The sequence below is a fragment of the Loigolactobacillus coryniformis subsp. coryniformis KCTC 3167 = DSM 20001 genome (assembly GCF_002706425.1).
GTDB classification, from domain to species: Bacteria; Bacillota; Bacilli; order Lactobacillales; family Lactobacillaceae; genus Loigolactobacillus; species Loigolactobacillus coryniformis.
Map to the genome: position 1 here is coordinate 146,306 of NZ_CP017713.1, position 25,725 is coordinate 172,030.

Below are 25,725 nucleotides of genomic sequence, written 5' to 3' on the forward strand. Positions count from 1 at the left end.
GGGTAATCAAGATGGATACAAAACAAGCAGTAGTCGCTATTTTAAAAGAATTAACTGGCACCGATGTCAGTAATAATTTAGATGATAATTTATTTGATTCCGGGATGATCGACTCCATGGCAACAGTTGAAATGTTATTGGAGTTGCAAGAAAAATTTGGGATCGACGTACCTGTATCTGAATTTGATCGCAGTGAATGGGATACGCCTAATAAAGTTATTGCGAAGGTGGAATCAATGAAATGAAGGTTAAGGGTAGTCAACTATGGTTGATATTTGGACCGGTGATCGTTGCTGCTAGTTTATTGGTTTTATTTTTATCACTACCACTTGGACTGGGTCATTTTAGTGCGCAAACCCAAAAAAAGGCTGCAGTTTCACTATCATCCAAGGTTTTTCGGGGTCGTAAAATTAAACAGCAGGCACTGCAAAATGGTTATGTACCCTTTTTTGGCTCATCAGAGTTATCACGGCTGGATGCGTTTCATCCAGCTGTTTTGGCTGCCAAGTACCACCGAGCTTACCGACCATTTCTGTTAGGTGCCGCGGGGTCACAGTCATTGACTCATTATTTTATAATGCAAAATTTAGGCCGTCAGTTAGAGGGGAAAAAGGCAGTTTTCATTATTTCACCTCAATGGTTTACTAAGTCAGGACAGCGGCCTGATGCTTTTGACTTTTATTATTCACCCTTGCAAACAACTGATTGGATTATTAATGCCAAAAACAATATTGCTGATCGTTATACAGCTAAGCGCTTGCTCCAGATGCCATCAGGCCGTGCTAGCCAAGTCACTGCAGCAGCGCTTAAAAATATTGTAAATGGTAAACCAATTTCAAATTTTCAAAAAATTTTTCTACAAGGTAAAGAGACGATTCTATTAAATGAAGATTCATTATTTTCACGGTTTCAAGCGAATAAAAACCTAGCTGAAGTCCAAAAAGGTGAAAAATTTTTACCCCCGCATTATTCAGTTAGTCAACTAAATCGTCTGGCCATAAAAGTGGGGCACCATGAAACCAATAGCAATCAACTAGGCATTAAAAATTCGTTTTATAAAACGCGATTAAGTGGTGATCGAATCAAAGTATTAAAAAATTCGCAGAATAATTTCGATTATCGCCAGTCTCCAGAATATAGTGATTTTGAACTTGTACTAAATCAATTTGCTAAATGGCACGTTAAGGTTCAGTTTATTATTCCACCGGTTAATGCGCGCTGGGCGAAGTATACTGGTTTGTCTATGCCAATGATCCGACAAACTGATCAAAAAATTGAATATCAGTTACGACAACAAGGTTTTAATAATGTGTTGGACTTAACCAATAACGGTAGCGAAAAGTATTTTATGGAAGATACGATCCATTTAGGCTGGCGCGGCTGGGTAAAGGTCGATCAAACCGTTGATCCATTCTTAACCAAGCAACAACCGCAACCAAATTATAATATTCAAAATAGATTCTTCACTAAAAAGTGGCAAACAGCCACGAAAATCGAATAAAGGGGCTGTTTGCCTTGCTAAATCGATCCCGGATGGTCAAAGTCTTATTTATTGTCGGTTTTGTTTTGCTGGGGCTGGTTTTAATCAGATTTGTTGCCAGTGGGTCGCGCCAAAGTGTTACGCCAACGCATAGAATTGCCGCAGCCAGCGTTGAACCAACACACCAAAATACCGCAGTTAAACAGGCAATTAATTCTAAGTTTCAAACTAAGCTAGTTCAAACCCTAAAACAAGATAATTATTCTGGATCGGCCATTATTTATGATAATGGACAGCAAGTAGCTAGTTATAATGCCGGCTACGCTAACTATTTAAGCCGAATTAAAAATCAAGCTAACACAATGTATGAGATCGATTCAATTCAAAAATCAATTACGGGTGTGTTAGTCATGCAGCAAGTGGCCAAACGTCAACTAGCATTATCCGACCGGCTAAATAAGTTCTACCCGAATGTTCCTGGTAGCCAAAATATTACAATTCGACAAATGTTAAATATGACTTCTGGGTTGATTATGACTGGTCCAGTTGGGCCTATGGTAGCCAAAACAGATACACAGATTATTCAGAGTGATATTTCACGGGTACATTATCTTCGTGTAATGCACGGTCGTTGGAATTATCAGGCGATTAATTTTAATTTGTTATGTGGTATTTTAGAAAAAATCACTCATCAAAGCTACCAACAACTGTTTTATGAGCAAATTATTGAACGGCTCCATTTGCAACGCACGGCCTTTGCCTATAAATTACCTAACAGTACGATAGCCGCAACCGGATACGATGGCCTGATCGGTAAGAATCAAAAACTAATTTATACCAAGCCTAGTGTTAGAAATCAAGCATTAGAGCAAGATGAGTTGGGCACCGGTCAAGTTTACATGAGTGTCGGTGATCTTTATCGAGTTGAAAGCGCAATTGTGTCTGGTAAAATAGTTCCATTGCAATTGCTGCAACAGCTTTATCAAGGTGGCTCATATAGTAAATATGAAGCTGGTTTTTACACCCATAAGCAGGTCAAATCAGCTAATGGTTCCGGATATGGTTTTGAATCTTCCATTCACATCAGTCCTAATGGTAAAAATGCCGTTATTTTACTCAGTAATTATCAAGAACCATTGTTTAGAGTCAGAAGTTTAGCACAAAAATTTGATTATTTATTGTTTAATTAGAGCGTATCTCAAAGGGCGCTCAGTCTGCTAGCCACGGCTACGCTGATTGGCTATCAATCAATAACTTTTAGTTGCAAGCTACCTTAGGAGGTCACTTTGTTACGATTAAAACATCAATGGGCCAATGACTTGGTTAATTTTAGTCAGTGGTTAAGTGAACGTAAATTTTATCAAGTAATCCTAATGTCATTGACGACTATCTTTCCAATCGCCGCTGTAGGTGCATTTATTACTTTGATTGATAAAATAATTTTTATTCCCACCGGAGTGTTTAATCAATTTTATCAGGTTAGTAAATGGCTACCATTTTATGCTGAATGTAGTAATTTCTGGTCGAGCCTAGATATTTTAATCAATAATTTAGTTGTTATTTGGTTGGCCTTTTTAGTGGCAGCCAACGCGGCTAAGTTGAAGCAGCAAAATGAACAGTTAACCGGAATTGTCAGCGGTACATTTTTGTGGCTAGGTAATCAATCACTATTCATGAGTGCCACTAAGCATGGCATGCTGCAGTTAACATTAAATTTTAGTGGTTTGGCAATGCACGGTGTTTTTGCAGCAATTATGGTTGGCTTCTTCGTTAGCTGGTTGCTAGGGCGCTGCCCTAAACACCAGCTGTTAGCGATGACCTTTTTAATTTTAATTGGCGCTGCCACCGCAGCCGGCTTTCATACATTCATTCCTGATAGTTTTACGGGAATGCTAATGTCAAAGTTAACGCAAGTCACTGCTAACTGGGGAACCAATATTTTTCTAATGGTCTTGATCGTTCTAATTAGTAATTTATTGATGATTTTCGGTATAATAGGGCCGCTTAATTCGGGTGATGGATATAATGATGCAGTATTTTCAATCCAGAATTTGAATTACGCTTTACAGTATCATCACCTAGGCAATATACCATACCCCATTAATTTACATGCTATTTATGATACCTATGCTTTTGTCGGGGGTAGCGGCATGCTGCTGGCACTATTAATTGCTATTTTGTGGCGCGCGCGTGATCAACGAGTACAACAAACTGCAAAAATAAGTTTTTTACCGGTCCTTTTTAATTTGAATTCGCCGATGTTTGTGGGATTGCCGGTTCTATTTAACCCACTATTAGTGATTCCTTTTATTGTGACCCCGATCGTAGCGTGTTTAGTTGCTTGGCTATTTGTTAGTTTACATTTGATGCCAACTGCCGTTTATCCAGTACCGCTGACCACACCAGGATTTTTGAAAGGCTTTTTAGCAACCGGTGGTAATTGGGTATCCCTATTGGTCGGCATCCTTAATCTGCTGATTGCCACAATTATTTATTTACCGTTTGTCACCTTGAATGATAAATATGACTTAGTTAGTAAAGTTGGTGAAAAATGAGTAAAAAGAGAATCTTGTATAGTTCATTAATTTTATTAATTACGGCGGTCGTTGGATTGTCAGGCTACCAGTGGCAAAAGCAAGCGATTGGTTTACAGCAAAGACAGTTTCGCTCACCAATGGATCCAATTTTCTTAGTGCCTGGTAGTTCGGCCAATCAAAATCGATTTGATTCGTTAGTAACGTTACTAAATAGAGGTCGTTCTAAGCGTAGCCTTTTAAAAGTAACGGTCCAAACGAATGATCAATTGAAATTTAGTGGTCATTTACAGCCGGGGGACAAACATCCTTTTATTGTCGTTGGTTTTCAGAATAATCGTGATGGTTACGCCAATATTGAACGCCAAGCACGATGGTTCGGCATTGCTTATCGAAAATTAGCTACGATCTATCATTTCAACCATTTTTCGGGAATGGGTCATTCAAATGGTGGCTTAGTACTGACCTTTTTCTTGGAAAAGTATTTGCCTAAAAACAATACCGTCGATCGGTTAATGACGATCGCCTCACCATTTAATTTAGAAAGAAATACAACAAAAAAAACGCCGATGTTGAAGAATTTGATTGCACATAAGGCTAACTTGCCCAAAAAGATGAAAGTCTATTCAATTGCAGGAACTCAAAATTATAAGGGTGATGGGATCGTTCCCTTCGTTAGTGTTGATAGTGGTAAGTATATTTTTCAAGATCAAGTCGCCGGCTATACAGAAATAATTGTGACCGGGGCAAATACCACACATTCCAATTTACCAAAAAACCGCCAAATTGTTCATATTATGCGTCAATATATTTTGCAGGAAGACAATTCAAAAACAGTAAGGCATAAGCAAATGCGGACACCATAGAATACGTGAATGAGTAGAAAGCTGATCTCGATAAGGCTCGTCTTTGTCGGGGTCGGCTTTTTGCCACCCCTGCCTAAAAGCGGTAAAATAGGCAAGAATACAATGTAATAGTAGAGGGGATATTTAAATGGCACAATATGAACGCGCGTGCACGTCGATTTTGGTCGGTAAAAACGCGAGCTTAGATGGCTCAACACTGATTGCACGTAACGATGATACTTTTTTGCCCAACACACCACAGCGTTTCTTGGTCCATCCAGCGGTCAAAGGCCAGAAAAAGACGCTGACGTCTTATTTAAATGGCTTCAAAGCCGAATTACCCGCTGACGCCTACCGCTACCAAGCGGTACCTAACGTTGACCTGAATAAGGAAGGCGTGTACGACGAAAGTGGCTTCAACGAGAAGAACGTTGCCATGAGTGCGACTGAGAGTACTTATGGTAATGAACGGACTTTGGCCTATGATCCTTTGGTGGTTGATGGCATGGACGAAGATACGATGCAAACGATGGTTTTGCCTTATATCGATTCCGCCGTTGATGGGGTTAAGCGTTTAGGCGCGCTGATCAAACAATACGGCTCACCGGCTGGTAACAGTGTGCTGTTCAGCGATAAGGACGACGTTTGGTATATGGAGATCGTCACCGGCCATTTGTGGGTCGCCCAACGGATCCCTGATGACGCCTACGCTGTCGCAGCCAATCAGGTGGCGATCCAGCAAGTCGATTTTAACGATCCAGCTAACTTTATGTGGGCGGACGGCATCCAAGACTTTGTTGAAAGTCATCATTTGAATCCGGACAAAACCGGCTGGAATTTCCGCCACATTTTTGGCACAGACACGGAAAAAGATCGCCATTACAATACACCGCGGGTCTGGTTTGCCCAACGTTATTTCAATCCGGAGATCGAACAAAATCCGGAAAGCTCTGAATTACCATTTATTTGTCATACTGACCGCAAAATTGGTGTCGAAGATATCGAATATATTCTCGGCTCCCACTATAATGAAACGCCATTTGATCCGTTGGGTCATGGCAGTGACGCTGACAAATACCGTTACCGGCCGATCGGCTTGAACCGCACGCAAAATTCGCACGTTTTGCAAATTCGCAATGACGTACCAGAAGCACAAGCGGCGATCATGTGGATGGCGTTTGGTTATCCGGCATTCACCCCGTACGTACCGTTCTACGGTAACGCCAACGATACGGATCCTAGCTACAGCGAAACCCCATTGAAATTTGATTTCAAGAGTGCTTACTGGATGTACCGTGCGACTTCTGTTTTAGTCGAAAGCCACCACAGCAAGTTCATTGAAGCCAACAATGCTTACCTAAAGGATGCCCGCGAACAACAACGGCGTTTAATTGCTGCGACGGATGCCGCGGCAAAGCAGTTAAGTGGTGCGGCATTAACTGACTATTTAACGAAGCAAAACTACGCCATGGTTGCGGATATGCGCCAGCGGACGATGGACTTCTTCGGTGAACTGATCATTGCTGGGTTAGATCTGTCCAAGTTAACGTTTGATATTGATAAGAATCTATAGATTTAGGAAAGAGTCGTATTTTTTGTGGCTCTTTTTTTCGCGGCATTTTTTAGAAGTTTGTTTCTAAGTTAAAGGGGTATACTGGCTAAATTTCCGAGCGCTTTTTGTAAGCGCTTGAAAAATAGTTGGAACTCCTTTAGAATTAAGCGTATGATCTGCGCAGACGCGCGCGACAAGTTTCACGAAGATGGAGGAAATTCGGATGGCAAAAGTATTGGCAATCAACGCCGGCAGCTCAACACTTAAATGGAAGTTGTTTGAGATGCCAGCTGAAACCGTTGTGGCTTCGGGGATGATCGATCGCTTGGGTTTAGCTGACTCGGTGTTCACCGCAAAATATGGTGACGGGCAAAAGTTTAAACTCACTCGCGACATCAAGACCCACGATTTGGCAGCAACGTTATTATTAGAAGAATTAAAGGATCTCGGTATTATTGATCATTTTGAAGAAATCACCGGGATCGGCCATCGCGTGGTTGCTGGTGGTGAAGATTTTAAGGATTCTGTGGTTATCACTGAGCAAACGCTGAGCCGTATTGAAGCGCTGGCCGAATATGCACCATTACATAATCCAACGCAAGCTTATTATATTCGTGTGTTCCAAAAATTATTACCGCGGGTCATTCAAGTGGCCGTTTTTGATACTTCATTATTTGCCGGGATGCCGAAAGAAAACTATTTGTACAGTATTCCCTATGAATACTATCAAAAATTTGGCGCACGTAAATATGGCGCTCACGGCACGAGTCATCGTTATGTGGCGGCCCGAGCGGCGGAATTATTAGGCAAGCCGCTAAGCGAATTGAAGCTGATTACGCTACATTTAGGTAGTGGGTCATCGATCACCGCCTTTAATCACGGTCAAGCAGTGGATACGTCGATGGGTTTCACGCCACTGGCTGGGATCACGATGGCGACCCGCTCCGGTGACATTGACGTTTCATTGTTACCCTACTTGATGCGTAAATTAAACATTACCGATATGGCGGAAATGATCGATATTCTGAATCATAAATCCGGCTTGCTGGGCTTGTCGCAGCTGTCGCCGGATCAACGTGACCTGGAAGAAGCTGCCGCGACTAATAAATTGGCGCAGCAGGCGTTAGCTATTTTTATCAACCGGGTTGTCAAATACGTTGGTTCTTACGTGGCAACGATGAACGGTCTGGATGCACTAGTGTTCACCGCGGGTAGTGGCGAGAATGGCATTGAGTTGCGCGAAAACATCGCCGCACAATTACACTATTTCGGGGTTAAATTAGATCCAGAAAAGAACCACGTACGCGGTAAAGAACGTGATATCAGTGCAGCTGATGCGAGTGTGACCACCTTATTGATTCCAACTAATGAAGAATTAATGATCGCGCGTGACGTCATGCGCTTGGGCCATAATGATACGGCGTTATAAAACAGTTTGGATCGTACTTCAAGGTACGATCTTTTTTTGGTGCGCCCGGCATGGGCGTCAACTAGGTGGTGAAAGTCCACTGCGGGCCGTAGTAGTCGGAACCGCTAGCCAAAGGCAAGGCCTTTATCGTGAGGTGAAGACTGAAGGAAGCCTGATGAGCAAAGTACTGCACCGATGAACAAGAAGCAGCTATAAGGCCGGAAGTAACTGGATAAGGTGGCCAAACACACTGAAGTCCGATACTACCCGAAGTTACGACAGTAAAGCTGACGGTGACATGGTACGAAAGTTGACGTTCTTACCCGGGGAGACCTGTACACACAATCCTGATTTTCTTAGGGAATACCCAAATGACAAGGAAATATGAGTTCAAAGCAAGTCAGAAATGGCTGGTTAAGTGTACAGGAGTCAGCCGAGGTCATAGTAGTGGGTAACCATGAAGGACCAAACAATAATAACTCATATTGCGACTGGAAGTGAAGACGATGCGAAAATCGCAGAAAACAGAACAAGCTGACCGCCAGCGGATGATAGGTCTGGAAGACCAAAGACAAACTGGGGCGCGTAGTATCGCCTCCGGTGAAGGAGAAAAGATGAGTGGCACTCAGTTTCAAGCATTAGTTTTGGCCCGCAACAACCTGAATTTGGCTTATCAACGTGTGGTCAGGAACAAAGGGGCGGCCGGAGTTGACGGTATGACCGTTGATGAATTGAAACCGTACCTGAAAGTACATCGCGAAGAATTACTCGCAGAATTGGCCAATGGGACTTATAAACCGGCACCAGTCAAGCAAGTCTCAATTCCAAAGCCCAACGGTGGAACGCGTAAGCTTGGCATTCCGACCGTGATCGACCGGCTAGTCCAGCAGGCCGTGGCCCAGGTCCTTTCGCCGATATATGAACAGATCTTCGCCAACAATAGTTTTGGTTTTCGACCCCAACGCAGTGCACATGACGCAGTTCAACAGGTCGTTCAGCTAGATAATGCGGGTTATCACTATGTGGTTGATCTGGATTTGAAGGCCTACTTCGATACGGTTAATCATGACATGCTTATGAAGTTTCTCAAGCAGCGAATTAGTGACCGCTGGATACTACGGCTCATTCGCCGTTTTCTGACTAGTGGCACCATGAATGGGCAATTGTTTGAACGCAGTGAGAAAGGCACACCGCAAGGCGGGCCGATCTCGCCACTGTTAGCGAATATTTATCTCAACGAATTCGACCAAGAACTAGCTAGGCGCGGTCATGAATTTGTCCGTTACGCCGATGACTGCAATATCTTTGTTAAAAGTCCACGCGCGGGCCAACGAGTCCTCGCTAGTGTGACTCGTTTTCTCGAGCATGAGTTAAAACTCACGCTCAATCAGGAAAAGACACAAGTGGTCGCCACCAACAGAATGAAGTTCTTAGGTTTTACGTTGGGCCACACTAAAGGCAGGGCTTTTCCCTATCCGGTGTGGTCAGCGAAGCAGCGAGTTAAACAAGCATTGAGGCGGCTGACTAAGCGTAATCGTGGTGTATCCGAAGACCAAATAATGGCAGAGATTCGTCAAAAGATGCGCGGTTGGTTGCAGTATTACAGCTTGGGTAGAATGAAGCGGTTCATCACGGAATTAGATGCGTGGCTGCGGTCACGTATTCGCCAGTACATTTGGAAACAATGGAAGAAAGCCAAAACTAGAGAGAACAACTTGAGCGGATTAGGATTTACGAAAGATGAAGCTAAGCTATCCGCTAACACGCGTAAAGGGTACTGGCGGACAGCGCATAGTAAAACGCTGTGCCGTACCCTAACTAACAAAGAGCTGGAACGTCGTGGACTCATTAACTTGAGTCAGACGCTCCAGCAAATTCAGAGTGCTTAAATTATTGAACCGCCGTATACGGAACCGTACGTACGGTGGTGTGAGAGGACGGTAACTTACAATTACCTCCTACTCGATTGATTAAATCTAACATTAAACGTAACTGAACGAATGACTATTTACAGCGCTGTTAAGCCGGATTGTGCTTATTTACAATCAACACGATAAAAGCGTTTCCACCACTTTATTTGAACTAACATTAAAAAAACGCCACTAAAAGATTAATTTGATGTTATAATTTCTAACATAAAATTCATTCAGCATTTAAATGAAGTGGAGGAGATCTAATGAGTACAGCAAACACAGCTTTTATTCTGGTCGCCAGCATTTTGGTTTTATTCATGACCCCCGGCTTAGCCTTTTTCTATGGTGGCTTAGTTTCACGGCGCAATGTAGTCAATACAATGTTGTCGGTTTTCTTCATTTGCGGGATCGCAATTTTATTGTGGGTCGCGATTGGCTATGAATTAGCGTTCAACGGTGATATTGGTGGTGTGATCGGTACCGTACATCACTTTTTCTTAACCAATCTTAATTTAAACCATGTGATGGCCAATGGGCTGCCGACTGGGGTGTACTTATTATTTCAAATGATGTTTGCGATTATTACACCAGCATTGTTTGTTGGTGCGATAGTCGGTCGGACTCGGTTTAAATTTTTGCTGTGGTTCATCGTTTTGTGGTCAGTACTGCTTTATTATCCGATGGTACACATGGTTTGGAGTGCAAATGGACTCTTAGCGCATATCGGGATGATCGATTTTGCTGGCGGCACGGTGGTGCATATTAATGCTGGGATCACAGCGTTTGTACTCTCTGCTTTTCTGGGCCGGCGGCATAATTACGGGCAAGAACTGCAACATTATAATTTGCCGTGGGTGTTACTGGGAACGACGATTTTGTGGATCGGCTGGTATGGGTTCAATGCCGGTAGTGCTTTAGCGATGAATTCGGTGGCGTTGCAAGCAGCGCTGACGACAACGGTAGCGACAGCCACTTCAATGATTGCATGGATGATTTTAGATATCATGATCGTGGGTAAACCGACCTTGGTCGGCGTCTGTACGGGGACACTGTGCGGCTTGGTCGGAATTACGCCTGGTGCCGGTTACGTCACGTTGGCAGGTTCATTTTGGATCGGCATTTTAGCCGTGGCGGCTAGTTACACTTTTATCACGTTATTGAAGCCGCGAATCGGTGTCGATGATGCGCTGGATGCTTTTGGTTGTCACGGCGTTAGCGGCATCATGGGCAGTATTGTGACTGGGTTATTCGCGACAAAAACGGTCAATGAGACGATTCCGGAAAATGGTTTGTTTTACGGTGGCGGCTTTAAATTATTGGGCGCGCAGTTATTTGGCACCGTGGCAACAATTATTTTTGTCGCCGTGTTGTGCGTCATTTTGATCAGTTTATTGCGGTTAGTCGTCCCGATGCGAGTGGATGCGGCCGAGGAAGATCTAGGCTTAGATCAAGGCGAGCACGGTGAAAGTGTCGATTATATTGTTAAAGGTGATCGCGATATCCTTAATCATCAGGCCGAATTCCAAGGGCAGATGGCGCGGTTGCAGCAGCGGCATAAGTAGCTGTGGTAAAATGAAAATAAAAAAGGATACTGACTAATGCAATTAAATCAACTACACCATATCGCAATCATCTGTTCCGACTACACTGCCAGTAAACATTTTTACTGCGATCTATTAGGTTTTACCCCGCTGCACGAAGTTAAGCGCGCTGACAAAGGTGACGTTAAGTTAGATGTTACCAATGGTAATTTGCAATTGGAATTATTTATTAAAGCCGCCGCGCCGCAACGAATCAGTTACCCGGAAGCGCAAGGGTTACGCCACATTGCCTTTAAAGTTGCCGACGTTGCGGCCACCGTTGCGGAATTAAATCAGCGCGGCATTAAAACTGAGCCGATCCGCCAAGATAGCGAGACGGGCGCGGCGATGACTTTCTTTTTCGACCCGGATGGTTTGCCGCTAGAATTGCATGAATGATCTTATAGATACTGTTATATACTGTTAGATACTGTAAACTAGCTGCGTAAACGTGGTTAAAAAAGCAGATTATGGGCGGTATAGCAACGCTAGTTGAACGAGCCACTGTGTGTCTCTTATCGTCTAGCTAAGCTATACGTCATAATCTGGGCGCCTTTCTAACTGCACTCTGAATATTTTTGGTGGTCATTCCCCGCGACTGTCGGTATAATCATAGGTGTTACCAAAGTTTAAGATCTGCTGATTTGGCTGATAAAATAGGTTGAATGTTGTAAACTTAAATCAGGTGATGATCGAAGTTAGATGATCTATAGTAACGAGGGGGGAAAAACGTGGCACTAGTGAACATACTTGGTATTGTGTTATGGCTGATCGTGTTGGCCTTTATCTGGTACACGATCCACAATATTCGTAGCCGTCGTCTGCGGCGTTTAGTTAAACACCAACGGAATTTTAGCGGTAAAGACTTCACCATATCCACGATCTTGGTGCTTGTAGCAGCTTTATTGCTGGGAACGGCCAGTTATTTAACGTTCTTCCGCGACGTTGATCTAGAAGATCAATCAGCGGTAACACTGAAATACAGTTATGAACCGTTAGTGATGACTGAGGTCGGCGGGAAGTTCTATGACGTTAAGGTTGAAAACGGCAATGGCAAGCAGCCGCAGCAGCATTACACGTACTGGGTAAAAGGCGCACGTTACCAAATTACCAGTAACAATGCGACGGTGGCAGCCGGCGCTAAACCAATCAACCTCACGGCAGCGAATTATCCATGGCCCCGTAAAGAATTAGCACGCAAAGATAAGCAATACGAACAGACCTTTGCGGCCACTTTACAAGCTACGTATAAGGAAACTTGGTTAAACGGTCTTGGCCTACGCGCTGGTCGTACGGCGACGCACTTTACCATTATTCGCGTACCAAACTCATCAGTAATTTATATGAAACCAGTAAAATAGATAATAAAAAAGTTGCCGGCATCGCACGGCAACTTTTTTTAACGCCAATGAATTCGCTGGATCACAAAATATTCCATTAAGACTTGTAGACCGCGAAACAGCGGGTAGCTCGCGCAGATCAGTGGCAAGTAAATCAACGCCAGAGACCAGTTGAACAATGAGATCAACGAGAAAAACTGGCCGGCTAGCGGGAACATTAAAATAAATGCAGTGATCAGGCTACCAACGAGTAGACTTTTCCAACGATTAAACGGTCGGGTGATCGAAATCAGCGCACTGAAGCTGACAGTGCCGGTTAGCAGCACGCTTAAGGTCGAAGTTTGCGCGTGGTTAAGCTGCAGCTGACCACCTAACAGGTGAACGAATAAAATGTAACTGACGATCAACGCTGCAGCGGGTACTGCGGTGCGCATGACTTTCGCCATAAAATAGCCGGTGATCCGCTGATAATTTGGCGCCATCGCTAGGAAGAATGAGGGGATTCCCACCGTCAACGCGGCGATCGGGGTTAATTGGATCGGCGCAAACGGATAATCTTGGTTAAGAAAGATAAAAACGAAGCCCAGCACCACGGAGTAAATGGTTTTGATCAAGTATAGTGCCGCCACCTGTTCAATGTTGTTGATCACGCGGCGACCTTCGTTTAATACATGCACCATGGCGTCAAAGTTAGAGTCTAGCAGGACAAAATCAGCAACACTTTTGGGTGCTTCGCTGCCACTGGCCAAAGCCACGCCGCAGTCAGCTTGGCGTAACGCTAAAACATCATTAACGCCATCGCCGGTCATCGCGACTGTATGGCCAGCAGCTTGATAAGCACGGATCAGCTGTTGCTTTTGTGTTGGCGATACCCGACCAAAAACCGTGTAATCACGAATCAATTGATCGAAGTCAGCCGTTTCGCCTTGGGTGTGCATGTCGATAAAATGGGTACTATCGGCGATTCCAGCACGTTGGGCAATATTAGCCACCGTTGTTGGATTATCACCGGAAATCACCTTGATCGCAATATCTTGAGTCGCAAAATAGCTGAACGTTTTGACTGCGGTCGGTCGGATTTCGTCGCGTAGCAAAATGAGTCCCCAAAATTCAATTGCAGCCGGTAAATCAGCGGTCAAGCGCGCTTGACTACGCGCTAGACATAAAACACGTTCTCCTTTTGCTGTGTGTTGAGCGATCAATTCTTGTTGTGCCGGCGTCAGTTGGGGCAGGACATATTCAGGGGCACCGATAATAAAACTGCCTTGCTCGGCAAAGGTGACGCCACTCCATTTACGTGCCGAAGAAAAAGGCATCGTTTGTACTTTCTGCCAGGTGGCCGGTTGCGGTAAAGCGGCTTGCAAGGCAGCGGCAGTGGGATTATCTTCATTTAATGTATTGACGGTTTGTGCCAATGCTTGTTCCAGCTGCGTTTTGGTGTGTGGAGCTACTGGCAACAAATCGCTCATGGTAAGTGCGCCGCTGGTGATCGTGCCCGTTTTATCAAGACACAAAACGTCAACGCGGGCTAGTGCTTCGATCGCTGGTAAGGTGCGGACTAAGACTTGCCGGCGGCCTAAGGTGAGCGCACTTACGGCTAAGGCCACTGATGTCAAAAGAACCAAGCCTTCAGGAATCATGCCGATCGTCGCTGCGGCGGTGCCTAAAATAGCATGATTGAGGTGGCCCCGTTGCCAATAGGCAGAAATGAATAGCGCTACACCTAAGGGCACAATAATAAAGGTCAGTACTTTAATGATGCGATTGATCGTATCTAAAAGGACGCTGGTCAGCTTTTTTTCCTGTTTGGCCGCATGGGCTAACTTAGCGACAAAGCTTTGCTGACCAACTGCAGTGACTTGAACTAATGCTTGACCACTAACGATAAAGCTACCTGATAATAACTTAGAATCGACGGTTTTATTGATCGGTTTGGCTTCGCCAGTCAACTGTGACTCGTCGACTTCGAGGCCATCAGTTTGGCGTACACGGCTATCGGCTGGCACCTGATCGCCGCGGGATAAAAATAAAATATCATCACGGACAATATCAGCCTGTACGATGGCCTGTTTTTGCTGCTGCCGGATCACGGTTAGTGGCGATTCCGCCAGTAGTGAAAGCTGATCGATTTTGTGCTTCTCGCGCAGTTCTTGAACGATCCCAATTATCGTATTAAAGGTCGCCACGCCGAGAAAAAGTAGATTACGATAACTACCAGTAGTGACGATCAACGCGCCTAAAATGAGGTTGATCAGATTAAACAGCGTTAACGTATTATCGCGCAAAATTTGTTGTGTACTCCGCGTCAATGAAGGTGGCGGTGTATTTTTTTGCCCGGTAGCGATCCGCTGCTCAACTTCAGCGGTCGTCAAGCCAGTTTTTAGATCAATTTTCGTCTGCAAAATCGTCACCTCCGAGCCGGAATTACTTTTGTAATAGCACGTTTTAGTTCTATTAAAAGTATAACATGGACTATTTTGTCTAACATTAAAACAGAATTGGCGAATTACGTGGCAAGACTTGCAAAACCGTTTTCATAACGACATAATAAAAGAAAAAGACTAGTGAGGCGTTTTTAATGGATGAACAAGCAATCAAACAGGCTAGTTGGAAGATTAGTTTTAAGAAGCAGCCGCAGGAACAAAAATATAGTGGCGATGTCGAATTTAATGGCGGTGCACTAGCAGCAGCGGTGGTCTATATTCAGTTGATGACGACGATCGCCAAAAAAACGCAAGTGGTCAGTGATAAGCGTAAATTTTATTTAGCAACTAAAGAAATTGGGCTACGCGATGGCTTTGCGGCCGATCAATATAAGATTCAATACATTCAAAGTGCGTTATTAGATAGTGGCTTTGATTTTACTTTAGAAAAGGCGGTTGGCGCTGAACTTGATGATAGTACGGCGACGATTCATTTTGCGGCTGATCCAATGAGCTGTGTTTGGCCAACTGAAATTATTGGTAAAGCATTGGCGGCACAATTGACTGATACGGAGCGCGCTAGCTTTAATCAAGCGGTGACGACTGCCGCCGACACACAAATGGCGTCATTGGAGCAGTTAAAATGAGCAGCGGAACGATTGGCAACCCCGATGCCCAAGTGGTTAAGTTATTTGGCTTAGATCGTTTGGCCAAAAAGAAAAAAGTTGTGAAAACTCAACAAAATAAGTCTAAAAAAAGCAAATGATTTTAGCGCTAATTGCTAAAATCACTTGCTTTTAGTGTGTAAAATGCTACTATTTTCTTGATAGATAATTCCTAAAAAATGGAGGACCAGCATGACAGAACATAATTTGGACCCGGAACTCAAGCTGATCGCTTTAAATGCTAACCGGCCATTGGCAGATAAGATTGCTGCAGCGACTGGTGTTCAATTAGCAAAAACATCAGTTAAGCAATTTAGTGATGGTGAGATCCAGATCAATCTTGAAGAAAGCATTCGGGGCGACGAAGTGTTTGTCATTCAGTCAATTTCCGATCCAATCAACAAAAGTTTGATGGAACTTATGATCATGATCGATGCGCTGCGCCGTGCTAGTGCAAAATTCATTAATGTCGTGATTCCATATTACGGCTATTCACGGCAGGATCGTAAAGCACGTTCCCGCGAACCGATCACCGCTAAATTGATCGCCAATTTATTACAAATGGATGGGGCAACGCGGGTGATCGCTTTAGATCTACACGCTGCTCAATTACAGGGTTTCTTCGATATTCCAGTTGATCATTTACAGGCAGCCCCTTTGTTGGCTAATTATTTCAAAGCGTGCGGCTTAACTGATGTGGTGGTGGTTTCACCGGATCATAGTAGCGTTGCGCGGGCACGGCAAATGGCAACCTTATTAGGCGGTGCGCCAATTGCGATCATTGATCGACGCCAGTCAACGACAACCGGCGAAAATCTCAGTATTATCGGCGATGTGGCGGGTAAAAAAGCAATCGTGGTTGACGATATGATCGATACTGGGCATCGAATCATCAGCTCAACAGAAGCGTTGAAGCGCGCTGGTGCAACTAAAGTTTATGCTGCTGGAACCCATGCCGTGTTTTCCGACAATGCGACCGCTAAGCTGCAGGCATCAGCAGTTGAACAAGTGGTTGTCACCGATTCGATCAATATTCCGGATGAAAAACATTTTGCCAAATTGGCAGTGGTTTCGGTTGGTGAATTGATCGGTAAAGCAATTCAATTGATCCATGACGATCAACCGATCGATGTTTTGTTCCATACTGTAGCTGATAAAAACGAAGATTAAGGACTTGAAGACAGTGAACCTTTTTACAGGTCACTGTCTTTTTTTAAATAAAAATGGCAATTTAATGAATAATCGATTAGAATTAACTTTATCAAATTTAAAAAGGGTGGTCATTTATGCGTGCAGTATTAACCGTTGTCGGGCGAGATAAGGTCGGAATCGTTGCCGGAGTTAGTCAAACCTTGGCCGAATTGAAGTTTAATATCGTCGATATGAGCCAGACGATCATGCAAGGGAGTTTTACCATGATGCTGATGTGTGAGTTACCCGCCACTGACGTTGATTTTGAACAAGTCCGCAGTCAATTAAATGAACTGGGACAGCAACTAGGCGTCCAAATTCGGATCCAACGTGAAGAAATTTTTGACACGATGTACAAAATTTAAGGAGGTGCCGCAGCTTGGAAACTAGTCAGATCTTAGAAACGATCCGTATGATCGATGAAGAAAATTTAGATATTCGGACGATCACGATGGGCATTTCGCTACTCGACTGTATCGATCCAGATATTGAGCGGGCCTGTGATAAAATCTATCAAAAAATCACTACCAAAGCGGCACATTTGGTTGAGGTAGCGGCTGCCATCGAAGCTGAATACGGGGTGCCAATCATTCACAAGCGAATCGCGGTAACGCCGATCAGTATCATCGGTGCCGCCACGGCGGCCATCGATTACCTACCGTTTGCACAAGCTTTGGATCGGGCGGCAAAAAAAGTAGGCGTTAACTTTATCGGCGGTTTTTCCGCGCTGGTGCAAAAAGGGTACCAAAAGGGCGATGAGATTTTAATTCACTCGCTTCCCCAAGCGTTGAGCCAAACCGAATTTGTGTGCGGCTCGGTCAACGTTGGTTCCAGTAAATCAGGCATCAACATGGACGCTGTTCGCGATATGGGCGAAGCGGTTAAAGCGGCCGCCGCACTTTCGCCGCTAGCGCCGGCTAAGTTAGTCGTTTTCGCTAATGCGGTGGAAGACAATCCCTTTATGGCTGGCGCCTTTCATGGTGTCGGTGAAGCGGATGTGGTGATCAATGTTGGCGTCAGCGGCCCTGGCGTGGTCAAGCGTGCGTTGGAAAAGGTTAAAGGCGAACCCTTTGACGTGGTCGCCGAAACAATCAAGAAAACCGCCTTTAAGATCACACGTGTCGGCCAATTAGTCGGCCATATCGCTGCCGAACGACTTGATGTGCCGTTTGGTATCGTTGATCTTTCGCTGGCGCCAACGCCGAAAGTTGGCGACTCGGTAGCCCGTATCCTCGAAGAGATCGGCTTGGAAACTGTTGGTACGCATGGCACAACCGCTGCTCTAGCAATGCTAAACGATGCAGTCAAAAAAGGTGGTGTGATGGCCTGCAACCAAGTTGGCGGCTTATCAGGTGCTTTTATCCCTGTTTCTGAGGATGAAGGGATGATTGCTGCCGCCACTAGTGGGGCGCTAAATTTGGAGAAGTTAGAGGCCATGACGGCGGTTTGTTCGGTGGGGCTGGATATGATCGCCATTCCGGGGGATACCCCGGCAACGACGATCGCTGCCATGATCGCTGATGAAGCCGCGATCGGCATGATCAACAACAAAACCACTGCTGTCCGGGTTATTCCGGCGGTTGGCGCTAAGGTCGGCGACAACGTCGAATTTGGTGGCTTATTAGGGCGCTCGCCGGTGATGCCAGTTAATACTGCCTCGTCGGCGGACTTTATTGCCCGCGGTGGTCATATTCCGGCACCAATTCATTCGTTTAAAAACTAAAGTCAGCAAAAAGAGAGTGTGACATAAGGCGCTCAGCTTTTGAGTATTAGCCTAGAGCGGCGAATAATTCACGTAGTGGATTATTTGACGATCGTAGCTAAACGGAAAAAGTTGCCTTATGGAACACGTTTTAACTATATTATTTGGAAGTACAAAAGAGGAGCTGTGACATAAATTATTTATGTCACAACCCTTTTTTAGTCCTTTCTAGCGCGCTTGATCAACTGGGCTAGAACGGCGATTCCCTGGCGAAATTCTGCCGGTGCCACGTAAGCAAATGATAGGCGTAGCGCCTGGTTAGTACCATAAATCGTCCCCGGATTAAACAAAATATGCCGCTTAAGCGCCGCTTGAAATAGCCGTTCAACATTGATCGTTGGGGCTAATTTGAGCCAAATATAAAAGCCACCGCGGGGGATCTGCCAAGTGGCAACGTCAGCTAAATAGTCTTGCAAACTAGCGAGGGCAGCGTCACGGCGTTGGCGCAGTTGCTGACGTAATTCAGTCAGGTAAGCGTCATAAGCTGGATCAGTTAGTAGCGCCGCTAACAGTTGTTGCGCCAGTGAACTTGCACCATAATCGGTTTGCATTTTGACGTCACTTAAGCGGCGGATGACTGCAGCGGGGCCGACTAGCCAACCTATGCGTAAGCCGGGAGCCAGTGTTTTTGAGATCGTACCTAGATATAACACGTTGTTGGCGCGATCCAGTGCTTTTAATGGCAATGGCGGTGGAGTTTCTAACCAGAGTTCCTGGTAGGCGGTGTCCTCGATGATCGGCAATTGATGTTTCTGGGCAAATTGCAGCAGTTGCTGGCGGCGTTGTAGCGACATCACGCTGCCAGTTGGATTTTGGAAGCTGGGGATCGTGTAAAGCAATTGTTGGGTCGTGCTGTGCGGCGGAATTTGCCAATAACAGAGGCCAGCGTCATCTTGGGGGATGCCGGTTAAAGTAGCAGCCGCCGACTGGAAAACTTGCAATGACTTCAGATACGTGGCGGCTTCGGTATAAACGGTTGCGCCGGGTTTAAGTAGCGCGACTGAAATTAAATCCAGCGCCTGTAGCGAGCCCGTGGTGATCAAAATATTTTCCGGTTGGACGTCAATGTGCCAGCGTTGTAGCCGTTTCGCCAGTGCTTGGCGTAAATTTAGCGCGCCTAATGGTTCCAAATAGTTCATCTGCGTAATTTGCGGCGTGATCGCCTGTAATTTAGCTTGCACCAATTTTTGAGGAAATAATTCTGGCGCTAATTCACCGGTGCTCAAGCGTAAGTAATTTTCGCCTTCTAGTCGATTGATCGTTTGGATCGTTGGTAAATTCGCGTTGAATTGCCCGTGTAAATAGGGCTGCCAATCTAGCGCTAACGACCAAGTGTTACTGGCAACGCGGGTACCGTCACCGTACGCACTGCTTAAAACGCCATCGGCTTGTAGATCGTTTAATGCGGTGACGATCGTGCTCCGGTTAACGTTAAATTGAGCGGCTAACTGGCGCTGAGCCGGTAATTTTTCACCGACTAACCAGTTGCCTTGTTGGATCTGTTGGCGGCAGTAAGCGCTGATTTGTTGATATAGTGGTGTGGTGACCTGCGGATCGGGTTGCCAATTAATTTCCATCGTTTGTTCGCCTCTTTTGTAATGGTTGGGAAATTTTTTTGAATTTGGTTGGGTGCAACGCTTGAATTTAACTCTATAATAACCACCTATTAGCGAAAATAAAAGTTTAATTAGTAAAGGTTGGTTGGTATGGCACATTATTTACAGGGATTATTATTTGGTTTAGCTTACATTGCGCCGATCGGGCTACAGAATTTATTTGTGATCAATACGGCCCTAGCCCAACCACGGCGGCGGGCGTTACGGGTGGCAATGATCGTCACTTTCTTCGATATTAGTTTGGCGCTGGCAACTTTTTACGGCGTCGGTAAATTACTGACGTGGTTACCGTGGTTGAAAATGGTCGTATTAGGTATTGGCAGCCTGATCGTGCTCTACATTGGCATCAGTTTATTGCGTGCGCAGGCACCACAACTGAAAAAAAGCGCCCCGACACAATTTAGTTATTGGCGGGCAACGCTGGCGGCCTTTGCGATTGCTTGGCTGAATCCGCAAGCACTTTTGGATGGGACGTTACTATTAGGGGCGTTCCGTGCTTCGCTGGCGCCGTTAGCAGCCAATTTTTTTATTGTTGGCGTTATGACGGCATCGGCTGTTTGGTTCACTGGTTTGACGCTACTAATTGCCTGGTTGCGCGACCGTTTCACGACTAAATTTCTATTGTTGCTCAACCGAATCTGTGGCGTAGTTATTATTTTATACGCCTTGAAGCTGATCAGCGAATTTTGCCAGTCAGTTTGGTAAAATTATCAAAAAGGAGTGAACGGGTATGCGGTATTTGATCTTGTTGCGTGGCGTCAATGTTGGCGGTAATCATCGAGTAGTCATGGCTGAATTGCGTCAGCAGCTGACTGATTTGGGTTTCAGTGAAGTACGTTCGTATATCGATAGTGGCAATTTGCTGGTTGATAGCCCATTAGCACTGGCTGAAGTTCAGGCGGCGGTGACCACGCTTTTAGCGACCCAGTATGATTTTCCGGTGGCTGCGCTGGTTATTGAAAAGGAAGCTTACTTGACTGACTTGGCGCAAGTGCCTGAATGGTGGGGCGCGGTTGGCGATTTGCGGCACAATGCATTGTTCTTTTTGCCGACCTTTACGGCGGCGATGCTGGAATCACTACGCCAAAAAATAACCACATATGATCAAATTCACTACGGCCAGCACGCGCTATTTTGGACGGCGCCCGCCAAACAGAATTACTCCCGCAGCCTGTACGCCAAATTATTACCAATGGCCTTATACTCGGCAGTGACGATCCGCAATCGCAATACAGCGCTGAAGCTGGCTATGTTGCTGCAGAAATAATGCATTCTATAAGGTGTGTAGTATAATAAAAGTAGATAAATAGTTTTCATTTTACGCAAAGGAAGGACTTCTGAATGTATAAAGCTGTTGTTTTTTTTGATTTAGATGGGACTTTATTTGACAACGATAAACAGGTGACGCCGGCCAGTATTAAGGCGATCGCACAGTTAAAAGCCAATAACATCTTACCGGTGATCGCAACGGGACGAAGTTTATTTGAAATTACCGACACATTGGCGCAGGCGGGAATTGATTCCTGTGTTTGTGCGGATGGTAGCTATATTCAAGTTGCCGGACGGCCGCTGAAAACGGAGTATCTGAAAACGGCTGATATTACGGCAATTACTGAATACGCACAAAAGACGAATTTGGCGGTTTCTTACTATAATCCTAATGGGTTTGTCGTCAGCCATGAAAATAAGCTGGTGCGAGCCAATTATCATGAACTAAAAGAACGGATCACGGTGGCGCCAGAAGCGTATTTGACGACTAAGGTCAACATGTTATTTGTATTTAGTCAGGAAACGGATAAGCAGGATGATGTCTATCGCAAGCAATTTGATGGGACGTTTAGTTTTTACCGCAATAATTGGCGCGGCCTTGATGTGGTCAAGTATGGGGTGTCCAAGCGTTCAGGAATCGAATATTTACTGAACCACACCGATTTAGAACACGTGCCAACATACGGTTTCGGTGATTTTTATAACGACTTGCCGATGTTCGACGTGGTCAAAACACCGATCGCCATGGGCAATGCCGTTCCAGAAATGAAAGCCAAAGCCGCCTGGGTCACTACCAGCAACATGGATGATGGTATCGTTAATGGCTTAAAGCACTACAATCTAATTTAAGGTAAACAAAAAGTTTAGCCAACACGTCGTCGGCTAAACTTTTTTTAGTGCTTAGATCATAGGAAAAATACGATATTTATTTTTTCAATCCCCATTAATCTTCGTCGTCATCGTCTTCTTCAACTAAGCCTTCCCAAGCTGTTTTGCCTAAAACAGCTTGCAAGCGGCGGATCGCACGGTTATTTTGGCCCCGTAAGTCAGTTAAGAAGGCGGCCATTGCTGGGCGTTCTTCCTTAGCGGCTAAGGCAATGGCGCGGTCGATAAACATATTCTGCGTTGCGTAATCATGCGCCGTGATGTCCACTAATTCCGCGTTGCTGCGGTATTTGTTGCGACCATCTTCTTCAAGCATGCTGTATTGTGTGTATTCAGCTAAGGTTGAAGGTGGTAACTCGTTTTCGTCCAACAATACTTCAGCTAAAGCGTCAAAGCTCTTGCGACCAGCGCTGATCAATTCAGTGTAAAGTGGCCGTAATGCTTCAGCGGCAAAACCATCTAAAAACCAGCTAGTTTGATGAAGCTTGATGTTGTTTACGTGGAGATTAGCCAAAATATGGCCCGTCATTGCACCGGCAGTTGGTGTGTGGTGATCAATGTCGGCTTGTTTGATTTCAGTTTGGTAACGTGCTTCGATTTCTTCTTTACTCATAGGTTTATTCCTCCAAATTTGAATGGCTAAGTTTTTATTTATTGTGCTAGTCGTAGAAAAAATTAAGCCTTAACTTTAACTTTTTCTACGGTGTAGCCTAGTTTAGTCACGACGTCGGCTAGAGCTTCAGCGCTGGTTTGTTCGTCGTTGAAGTCAGCTTTGACTTTGCTGGCGTTGAACAAAACTTTTACGTTTTCAACACCAGTATGGTTCTTGACAGCATTTTCGATTTTTTGCATGCATGATGGGCAAGTTAATGCGCCTAATTGTAAAACTGCTTTTTTAGTCATATAGAATGCAACTCCTTTGTTTAACTTTACTTGATGGTTATAGTGTACCGCCGAGTGGAGGCAGCGGAATTGACGGTGGTCAAGTTTTGGTTACTTTTTTGAAATTAACCGAATAGATAGTTATTGTGATAGTGAAAACGCGTGTTGTAAGATACTTGAAATCTCTACAACACGCGCTTTTTTGTCTATTTCACTGTCGATAACTCAGCCGCTGAGTCAGCTTTCTCATGGCCGTAATTGATCAAACGCATTGCGTTGAAGATCACGACGAGGATGCTGATTTCATGGACGAACATCCCACTAGCCATGTAGATGAAGCCGGCGACTAAGCCTAGTAGTAAGAAAGCAACGACGCCGATGGCGATGACGATGTTTTCCTTGGTGTTAAGGACGGTCTTTTTCGCTAAGCCGTACGCATGAACTAAAGCGTGGAAGCTGGATTGCATTAGGACAACGTCGGAAGTTTCGATGGCAACGTCGGTGCCGCTACCCATGGCGATCCCGATGTTTGCAGTGGCCAGTGAGGGGCTGTCATTGATACCATCGCCGACAAAAGCAACGGTGCGGCCGTCTTGCTGGAATTGTTTCACGAATTCGACTTTTTGTTCTGGCATTAATTCGGCGTGCACTTCGTCGATACCAACTTGTTGAGCGACGTAATCGGCGGTGGCCTGGTTATCGCCAGTCAGCATTACTAAATGTTTAGCGCCTTTTTCCCGTAAGTGTTGTAATTCAGCTGCAACTTCTGGGCGGATGATATCAGCGATGCCGAGCATTAATTCAAGTTTGCCGTCAACGGCGACTAGTACGATCGAGCTGCCTGTGGTTTTCAATTCAGCGAGATCTTCCTGTTGACTGGCGCTTAAGTGAACATTGTTAGCAGCGAGTAATTTATGATTACCGGCTAAAACCGCATGACCGTCGATGGTAGCAACGAGGCCTTGCCCTTTAATGGTTTGATTGTCGGTGATGGTCAGCTCTTGATAGTGATAATCGTTTTGGTCTGCATAACTGACAACGGCGCGGCCTAGAGGATGATCGGATAAGCTTTCGATCTTTGCGGTCAAGGCAAAAGCTTGTTCGAGTGGTAAGTCGTAGTTATTGACTTTGGCGACGGAAGTATTGCCTTTAGTCAGTGTGCCGGTTTTATCGAAGACGAAGGTATCGACTTTTGAGAAGGTGTCCATCGCGTCGCCACCTTTGATCAAGATACCACGTTTGGCGCCATTACCGATACCGGCAACGTTAGAGACGGGGGCACCAATAACCAAGGCACCGGGGCAACCTAGCACTAAGACAGTGATTGCCAGCTTGAAGTCACGGGAGAAAATGAAGACTAACAGGGCAATGATCAAAACGGCTGGGGTGTAATATTGGGCGAAACGATCGATAAACTTTTCAGCGTGGGACTTAGTGTCTTGGGCGTCTTCAACTAATTCGATGATCTTAGCAAAAGTGGTGTCATCGCCGACTTTAGTGGCGCGCACTTTTAAATAGCCGTCGCTGAGCATGGTGCCGGAGAAGACGTTGTCGTCAACCTGTTTAGTGATTTCCCGTGATTCACCAGTTACGGCGGATTCGTCGGTATAGCCGTGGCCATCAACGATCACACCATCGACTGGAATCGAGGCACCAGTTTTGACTAAAACGATATCGTCTTCTTCGACGTCATCTACGTCAACTTCTTCAGTGGTACCATCGTCGTGGACCAATGTGGCGGTGGTCGGTGCCATTTCTGTTAGTGATTTGATCGATTCACGGGTTTTGGATAAGGTCCGTGCTTCTAAGTAACTACCGAACAAGAATAAGAAGGTCACGATCGCGGATTCATTGTATTCACCAATGATGAAGGCACCGATCACGGCGATACTGACTAACAATTCAATACTGATGACTTTTGCCCGTAAGGCTTGGTAGGCGTGGATCATGATCGGCACAGCGGCGATGATCGAAGCAACGGCCAACACAATGTTGTAAGTGAGTAGGCTGCCAGCAAATTTACCGGCGTAGCCTAAGACGATCAAGACGGCGGACAGTAACGTGATTTGGTTGATGTGATTTTGAATCCAGTTTTGAAATTTCATTTTCCCGCACTCCTTTTAATTGAGAGTGTGTTCGGAAAAGCGGTTAGATTCTGAGCACTAGCCTAACTGGGCAATAGCAGCACGAAGTGATGCGTTTGACCAGTGTAGCTAGGCGCAGGAAGCTGCTTTTTCAACCACGTTTCTACTAAACTAATTATAAAAATTAACTTAGTGGTGATTTCCGGACACACCTTGTTTCAACTTGATGACTCTACTATAAGCGCTAGGGGGTGTGCAGGAATTGATAAGGGTCAAGTTTTGCAAAAAGTTTGCGT

23 protein-coding genes are annotated in these 25,725 nt (G+C 45.1%); 18 read left to right on the forward strand and 5 right to left on the reverse strand.

Annotation, left to right across the window (positions count from 1 at the left end):
• Positions 1-11 precede the first annotated feature (11 nt).
• The 11 genes from dltC (at position 12) to LC20001_RS00770 (ending at position 12,673) form a co-directional block, all read left to right on the forward strand.
• On the forward strand, positions 12-245 hold the full coding sequence (gene dltC, locus LC20001_RS00720) for a D-alanine--poly(phosphoribitol) ligase subunit DltC (RefSeq protein ID WP_010011231.1): 234 nt from the start codon (positions 12-14) through the stop codon (positions 243-245).
• A complete protein-coding gene (dltD, locus tag LC20001_RS00725; RefSeq protein WP_003678129.1) occupies positions 242-1,501 on the forward strand; it encodes a D-alanyl-lipoteichoic acid biosynthesis protein DltD in 1,260 nt (419 codons plus the stop codon). The genes dltC and dltD overlap by 4 nt, the downstream gene beginning before the upstream one ends.
• A 14-nt stretch (positions 1,502-1,515) precedes the next feature.
• Positions 1,516-2,670, forward strand: coding sequence for a serine hydrolase domain-containing protein (locus LC20001_RS00730; protein WP_010011232.1), 1,155 nt, complete (start codon positions 1,516-1,518; stop codon positions 2,668-2,670).
• Between the two features lie 96 nt (positions 2,671-2,766).
• A complete protein-coding gene (locus LC20001_RS00735) occupies positions 2,767-4,035 on the forward strand; it encodes a PTS transporter subunit EIIC (protein WP_003678126.1) in 1,269 nt (422 codons plus the stop codon).
• Positions 4,032-4,880, forward strand: a complete 849-nt coding sequence (locus LC20001_RS00740) for an alpha/beta hydrolase (RefSeq protein WP_010011233.1) — start codon at positions 4,032-4,034, stop codon at positions 4,878-4,880. The genes LC20001_RS00735 and LC20001_RS00740 overlap by 4 nt, the downstream gene beginning before the upstream one ends.
• Positions 4,881-5,007: 127 nt before the next feature.
• A complete protein-coding gene (locus tag LC20001_RS00745) occupies positions 5,008-6,432 on the forward strand; it encodes a C69 family dipeptidase (protein ID WP_003678122.1) in 1,425 nt (474 codons plus the stop codon).
• A 202-nt stretch (positions 6,433-6,634) separates the two neighbouring features.
• On the forward strand, positions 6,635-7,840 hold the full coding sequence (locus LC20001_RS00750) for an acetate/propionate family kinase (RefSeq protein WP_056943310.1): 1,206 nt from the start codon (positions 6,635-6,637) through the stop codon (positions 7,838-7,840).
• Positions 7,841-8,325: 485 nt separating this feature from the next.
• The gene (gene ltrA, locus LC20001_RS00755; RefSeq protein ID WP_069700543.1) at positions 8,326-9,708 is read left to right on the forward strand and encodes a group II intron reverse transcriptase/maturase; all 1,383 of its coding nucleotides are present in this window, start codon (positions 8,326-8,328) and stop codon (positions 9,706-9,708) included.
• A gap of 287 nt (positions 9,709-9,995) precedes the next feature.
• Positions 9,996-11,294, forward strand: coding sequence for an ammonium transporter (locus tag LC20001_RS00760; protein WP_010011235.1), 1,299 nt, complete (start codon positions 9,996-9,998; stop codon positions 11,292-11,294).
• A gap of 36 nt (positions 11,295-11,330) precedes the next feature.
• The gene (gene gloA2 / locus LC20001_RS00765) at positions 11,331-11,711 is read left to right on the forward strand and encodes an SMU1112c/YaeR family gloxylase I-like metalloprotein (RefSeq protein ID WP_003678115.1); all 381 of its coding nucleotides are present in this window, start codon (positions 11,331-11,333) and stop codon (positions 11,709-11,711) included.
• A 332-nt stretch (positions 11,712-12,043) separates the two neighbouring features.
• Positions 12,044-12,673, forward strand: coding sequence for an LVIS_2131 family protein (locus tag LC20001_RS00770; protein ID WP_010011236.1), 630 nt, complete (start codon positions 12,044-12,046; stop codon positions 12,671-12,673).
• Between the two features lie 38 nt (positions 12,674-12,711).
• On the opposite strand, the gene LC20001_RS00775 is transcribed toward LC20001_RS00770, so the two are convergent.
• Positions 12,712-15,054, reverse strand: coding sequence for a cation-translocating P-type ATPase (locus LC20001_RS00775; RefSeq protein WP_003678113.1), 2,343 nt, complete (start codon positions 15,052-15,054; stop codon positions 12,712-12,714).
• Between the two features lie 176 nt (positions 15,055-15,230).
• On the opposite strand from LC20001_RS00775, the gene LC20001_RS00780 reads away from it, so the two are divergent.
• The 4 genes from LC20001_RS00780 (at position 15,231) to LC20001_RS00795 (ending at position 18,654) form a co-directional block, all read left to right on the forward strand.
• Positions 15,231-15,722, forward strand: coding sequence for a hypothetical protein (locus LC20001_RS00780; RefSeq protein ID WP_010011238.1), 492 nt, complete (start codon positions 15,231-15,233; stop codon positions 15,720-15,722).
• Between the two features lie 210 nt (positions 15,723-15,932).
• The gene (locus tag LC20001_RS00785; RefSeq protein ID WP_010011240.1) at positions 15,933-16,910 is read left to right on the forward strand and encodes a ribose-phosphate diphosphokinase; all 978 of its coding nucleotides are present in this window, start codon (positions 15,933-15,935) and stop codon (positions 16,908-16,910) included.
• 116 nt (positions 16,911-17,026) lie between these two features.
• Positions 17,027-17,296 carry an ACT domain-containing protein gene (locus tag LC20001_RS00790; RefSeq protein ID WP_010011242.1) on the forward strand — a complete coding sequence of 90 codons (270 nt, stop codon included), beginning with the start codon at positions 17,027-17,029 and terminating at the stop codon, positions 17,294-17,296.
• Between the two features lie 14 nt (positions 17,297-17,310).
• Positions 17,311-18,654 (forward strand): PFL family protein, encoded by a 1,344-nt coding sequence (locus tag LC20001_RS00795; protein ID WP_003678108.1) that lies wholly within the window; start codon positions 17,311-17,313, stop codon positions 18,652-18,654.
• A gap of 197 nt (positions 18,655-18,851) precedes the next feature.
• Here the strand turns inward: LC20001_RS00795 and LC20001_RS00800 are convergent, their stop codons facing one another.
• Complete coding sequence (locus LC20001_RS00800) at positions 18,852-20,270, reverse strand: aminotransferase-like domain-containing protein (RefSeq protein ID WP_010011244.1); 1,419 nt, start codon at positions 20,268-20,270, stop codon at positions 18,852-18,854.
• 129 nt (positions 20,271-20,399) lie between these two features.
• Here LC20001_RS00800 and LC20001_RS00805 point away from each other — a divergent pair, with 129 nt between their 5' ends.
• The 3 genes from LC20001_RS00805 (at position 20,400) to LC20001_RS00815 (ending at position 22,427) form a co-directional block, all read left to right on the forward strand.
• On the forward strand, positions 20,400-21,014 hold the full coding sequence (locus LC20001_RS00805; RefSeq protein WP_003678103.1) for a LysE/ArgO family amino acid transporter: 615 nt from the start codon (positions 20,400-20,402) through the stop codon (positions 21,012-21,014).
• Between the two features lie 25 nt (positions 21,015-21,039).
• A complete protein-coding gene (locus LC20001_RS00810) occupies positions 21,040-21,576 on the forward strand; it encodes a DUF1697 domain-containing protein (protein WP_010011245.1) in 537 nt (178 codons plus the stop codon).
• Positions 21,577-21,650: 74 nt separating this feature from the next.
• On the forward strand, positions 21,651-22,427 hold the full coding sequence (locus tag LC20001_RS00815; RefSeq protein WP_003678101.1) for a Cof-type HAD-IIB family hydrolase: 777 nt from the start codon (positions 21,651-21,653) through the stop codon (positions 22,425-22,427).
• Positions 22,428-22,521: 94 nt separating this feature from the next.
• Here LC20001_RS00815 and LC20001_RS00820 read toward each other — a convergent pair whose 3' ends face one another.
• The 3 genes from LC20001_RS00820 to LC20001_RS00830 form a co-directional block, all read right to left on the reverse strand.
• Complete coding sequence (locus tag LC20001_RS00820; RefSeq protein ID WP_003678098.1) at positions 22,522-23,076, reverse strand: ferritin-like domain-containing protein; 555 nt, start codon at positions 23,074-23,076, stop codon at positions 22,522-22,524.
• A gap of 62 nt (positions 23,077-23,138) precedes the next feature.
• Positions 23,139-23,366 carry a heavy-metal-associated domain-containing protein gene (locus tag LC20001_RS00825; RefSeq protein WP_035457152.1) on the reverse strand — a complete coding sequence of 76 codons (228 nt, stop codon included), beginning with the start codon at positions 23,364-23,366 and terminating at the stop codon, positions 23,139-23,141.
• Between the two features lie 185 nt (positions 23,367-23,551).
• Entirely contained in the window at positions 23,552-25,450 is a 1,899-nt protein-coding gene (locus LC20001_RS00830; protein ID WP_003678095.1) for a heavy metal translocating P-type ATPase, read from the reverse strand.
• Positions 25,451-25,725 lie beyond the last annotated feature (275 nt).

Coding starts and splice junctions, on each gene's coding strand:
- dltC (WP_010011231.1), top strand. CDS start 12: ATGGATACAAAACAAGCAGTAGTCGCTATTTTAAAAGAATTAACTGGC.
- dltD (WP_003678129.1), top strand. CDS start 242: ATGAAGGTTAAGGGTAGTCAACTATGGTTGATATTTGGACCGGTGATC.
- LC20001_RS00740 (WP_010011233.1), top strand. CDS start 4,032: ATGAGTAAAAAGAGAATCTTGTATAGTTCATTAATTTTATTAATTACG.
- LC20001_RS00745 (WP_003678122.1), top strand. CDS start 5,008: ATGGCACAATATGAACGCGCGTGCACGTCGATTTTGGTCGGTAAAAAC.
- LC20001_RS00750 (WP_056943310.1), top strand. CDS start 6,635: ATGGCAAAAGTATTGGCAATCAACGCCGGCAGCTCAACACTTAAATGG.
- ltrA (WP_069700543.1), top strand. CDS start 8,326: ATGCGAAAATCGCAGAAAACAGAACAAGCTGACCGCCAGCGGATGATA.
- LC20001_RS00760 (WP_010011235.1), top strand. CDS start 9,996: ATGAGTACAGCAAACACAGCTTTTATTCTGGTCGCCAGCATTTTGGTT.
- gloA2 (WP_003678115.1), top strand. CDS start 11,331: ATGCAATTAAATCAACTACACCATATCGCAATCATCTGTTCCGACTAC.
- LC20001_RS00780 (WP_010011238.1), top strand. CDS start 15,231: ATGGATGAACAAGCAATCAAACAGGCTAGTTGGAAGATTAGTTTTAAG.
- LC20001_RS00785 (WP_010011240.1), top strand. CDS start 15,933: ATGACAGAACATAATTTGGACCCGGAACTCAAGCTGATCGCTTTAAAT.
- LC20001_RS00790 (WP_010011242.1), top strand. CDS start 17,027: ATGCGTGCAGTATTAACCGTTGTCGGGCGAGATAAGGTCGGAATCGTT.
- LC20001_RS00800 (WP_010011244.1), bottom strand. CDS start 20,270: ATGGAAATTAATTGGCAACCCGATCCGCAGGTCACCACACCACTATAT.
- LC20001_RS00805 (WP_003678103.1), top strand. CDS start 20,400: ATGGCACATTATTTACAGGGATTATTATTTGGTTTAGCTTACATTGCG.
- LC20001_RS00810 (WP_010011245.1), top strand. CDS start 21,040: ATGCGGTATTTGATCTTGTTGCGTGGCGTCAATGTTGGCGGTAATCAT.
- LC20001_RS00815 (WP_003678101.1), top strand. CDS start 21,651: ATGTATAAAGCTGTTGTTTTTTTTGATTTAGATGGGACTTTATTTGAC.
- LC20001_RS00820 (WP_003678098.1), bottom strand. CDS start 23,076: ATGAGTAAAGAAGAAATCGAAGCACGTTACCAAACTGAAATCAAACAA.
- LC20001_RS00825 (WP_035457152.1), bottom strand. CDS start 23,366: ATGACTAAAAAAGCAGTTTTACAATTAGGCGCATTAACTTGCCCATCA.
- LC20001_RS00830 (WP_003678095.1), bottom strand. CDS start 25,450: ATGAAATTTCAAAACTGGATTCAAAATCACATCAACCAAATCACGTTA.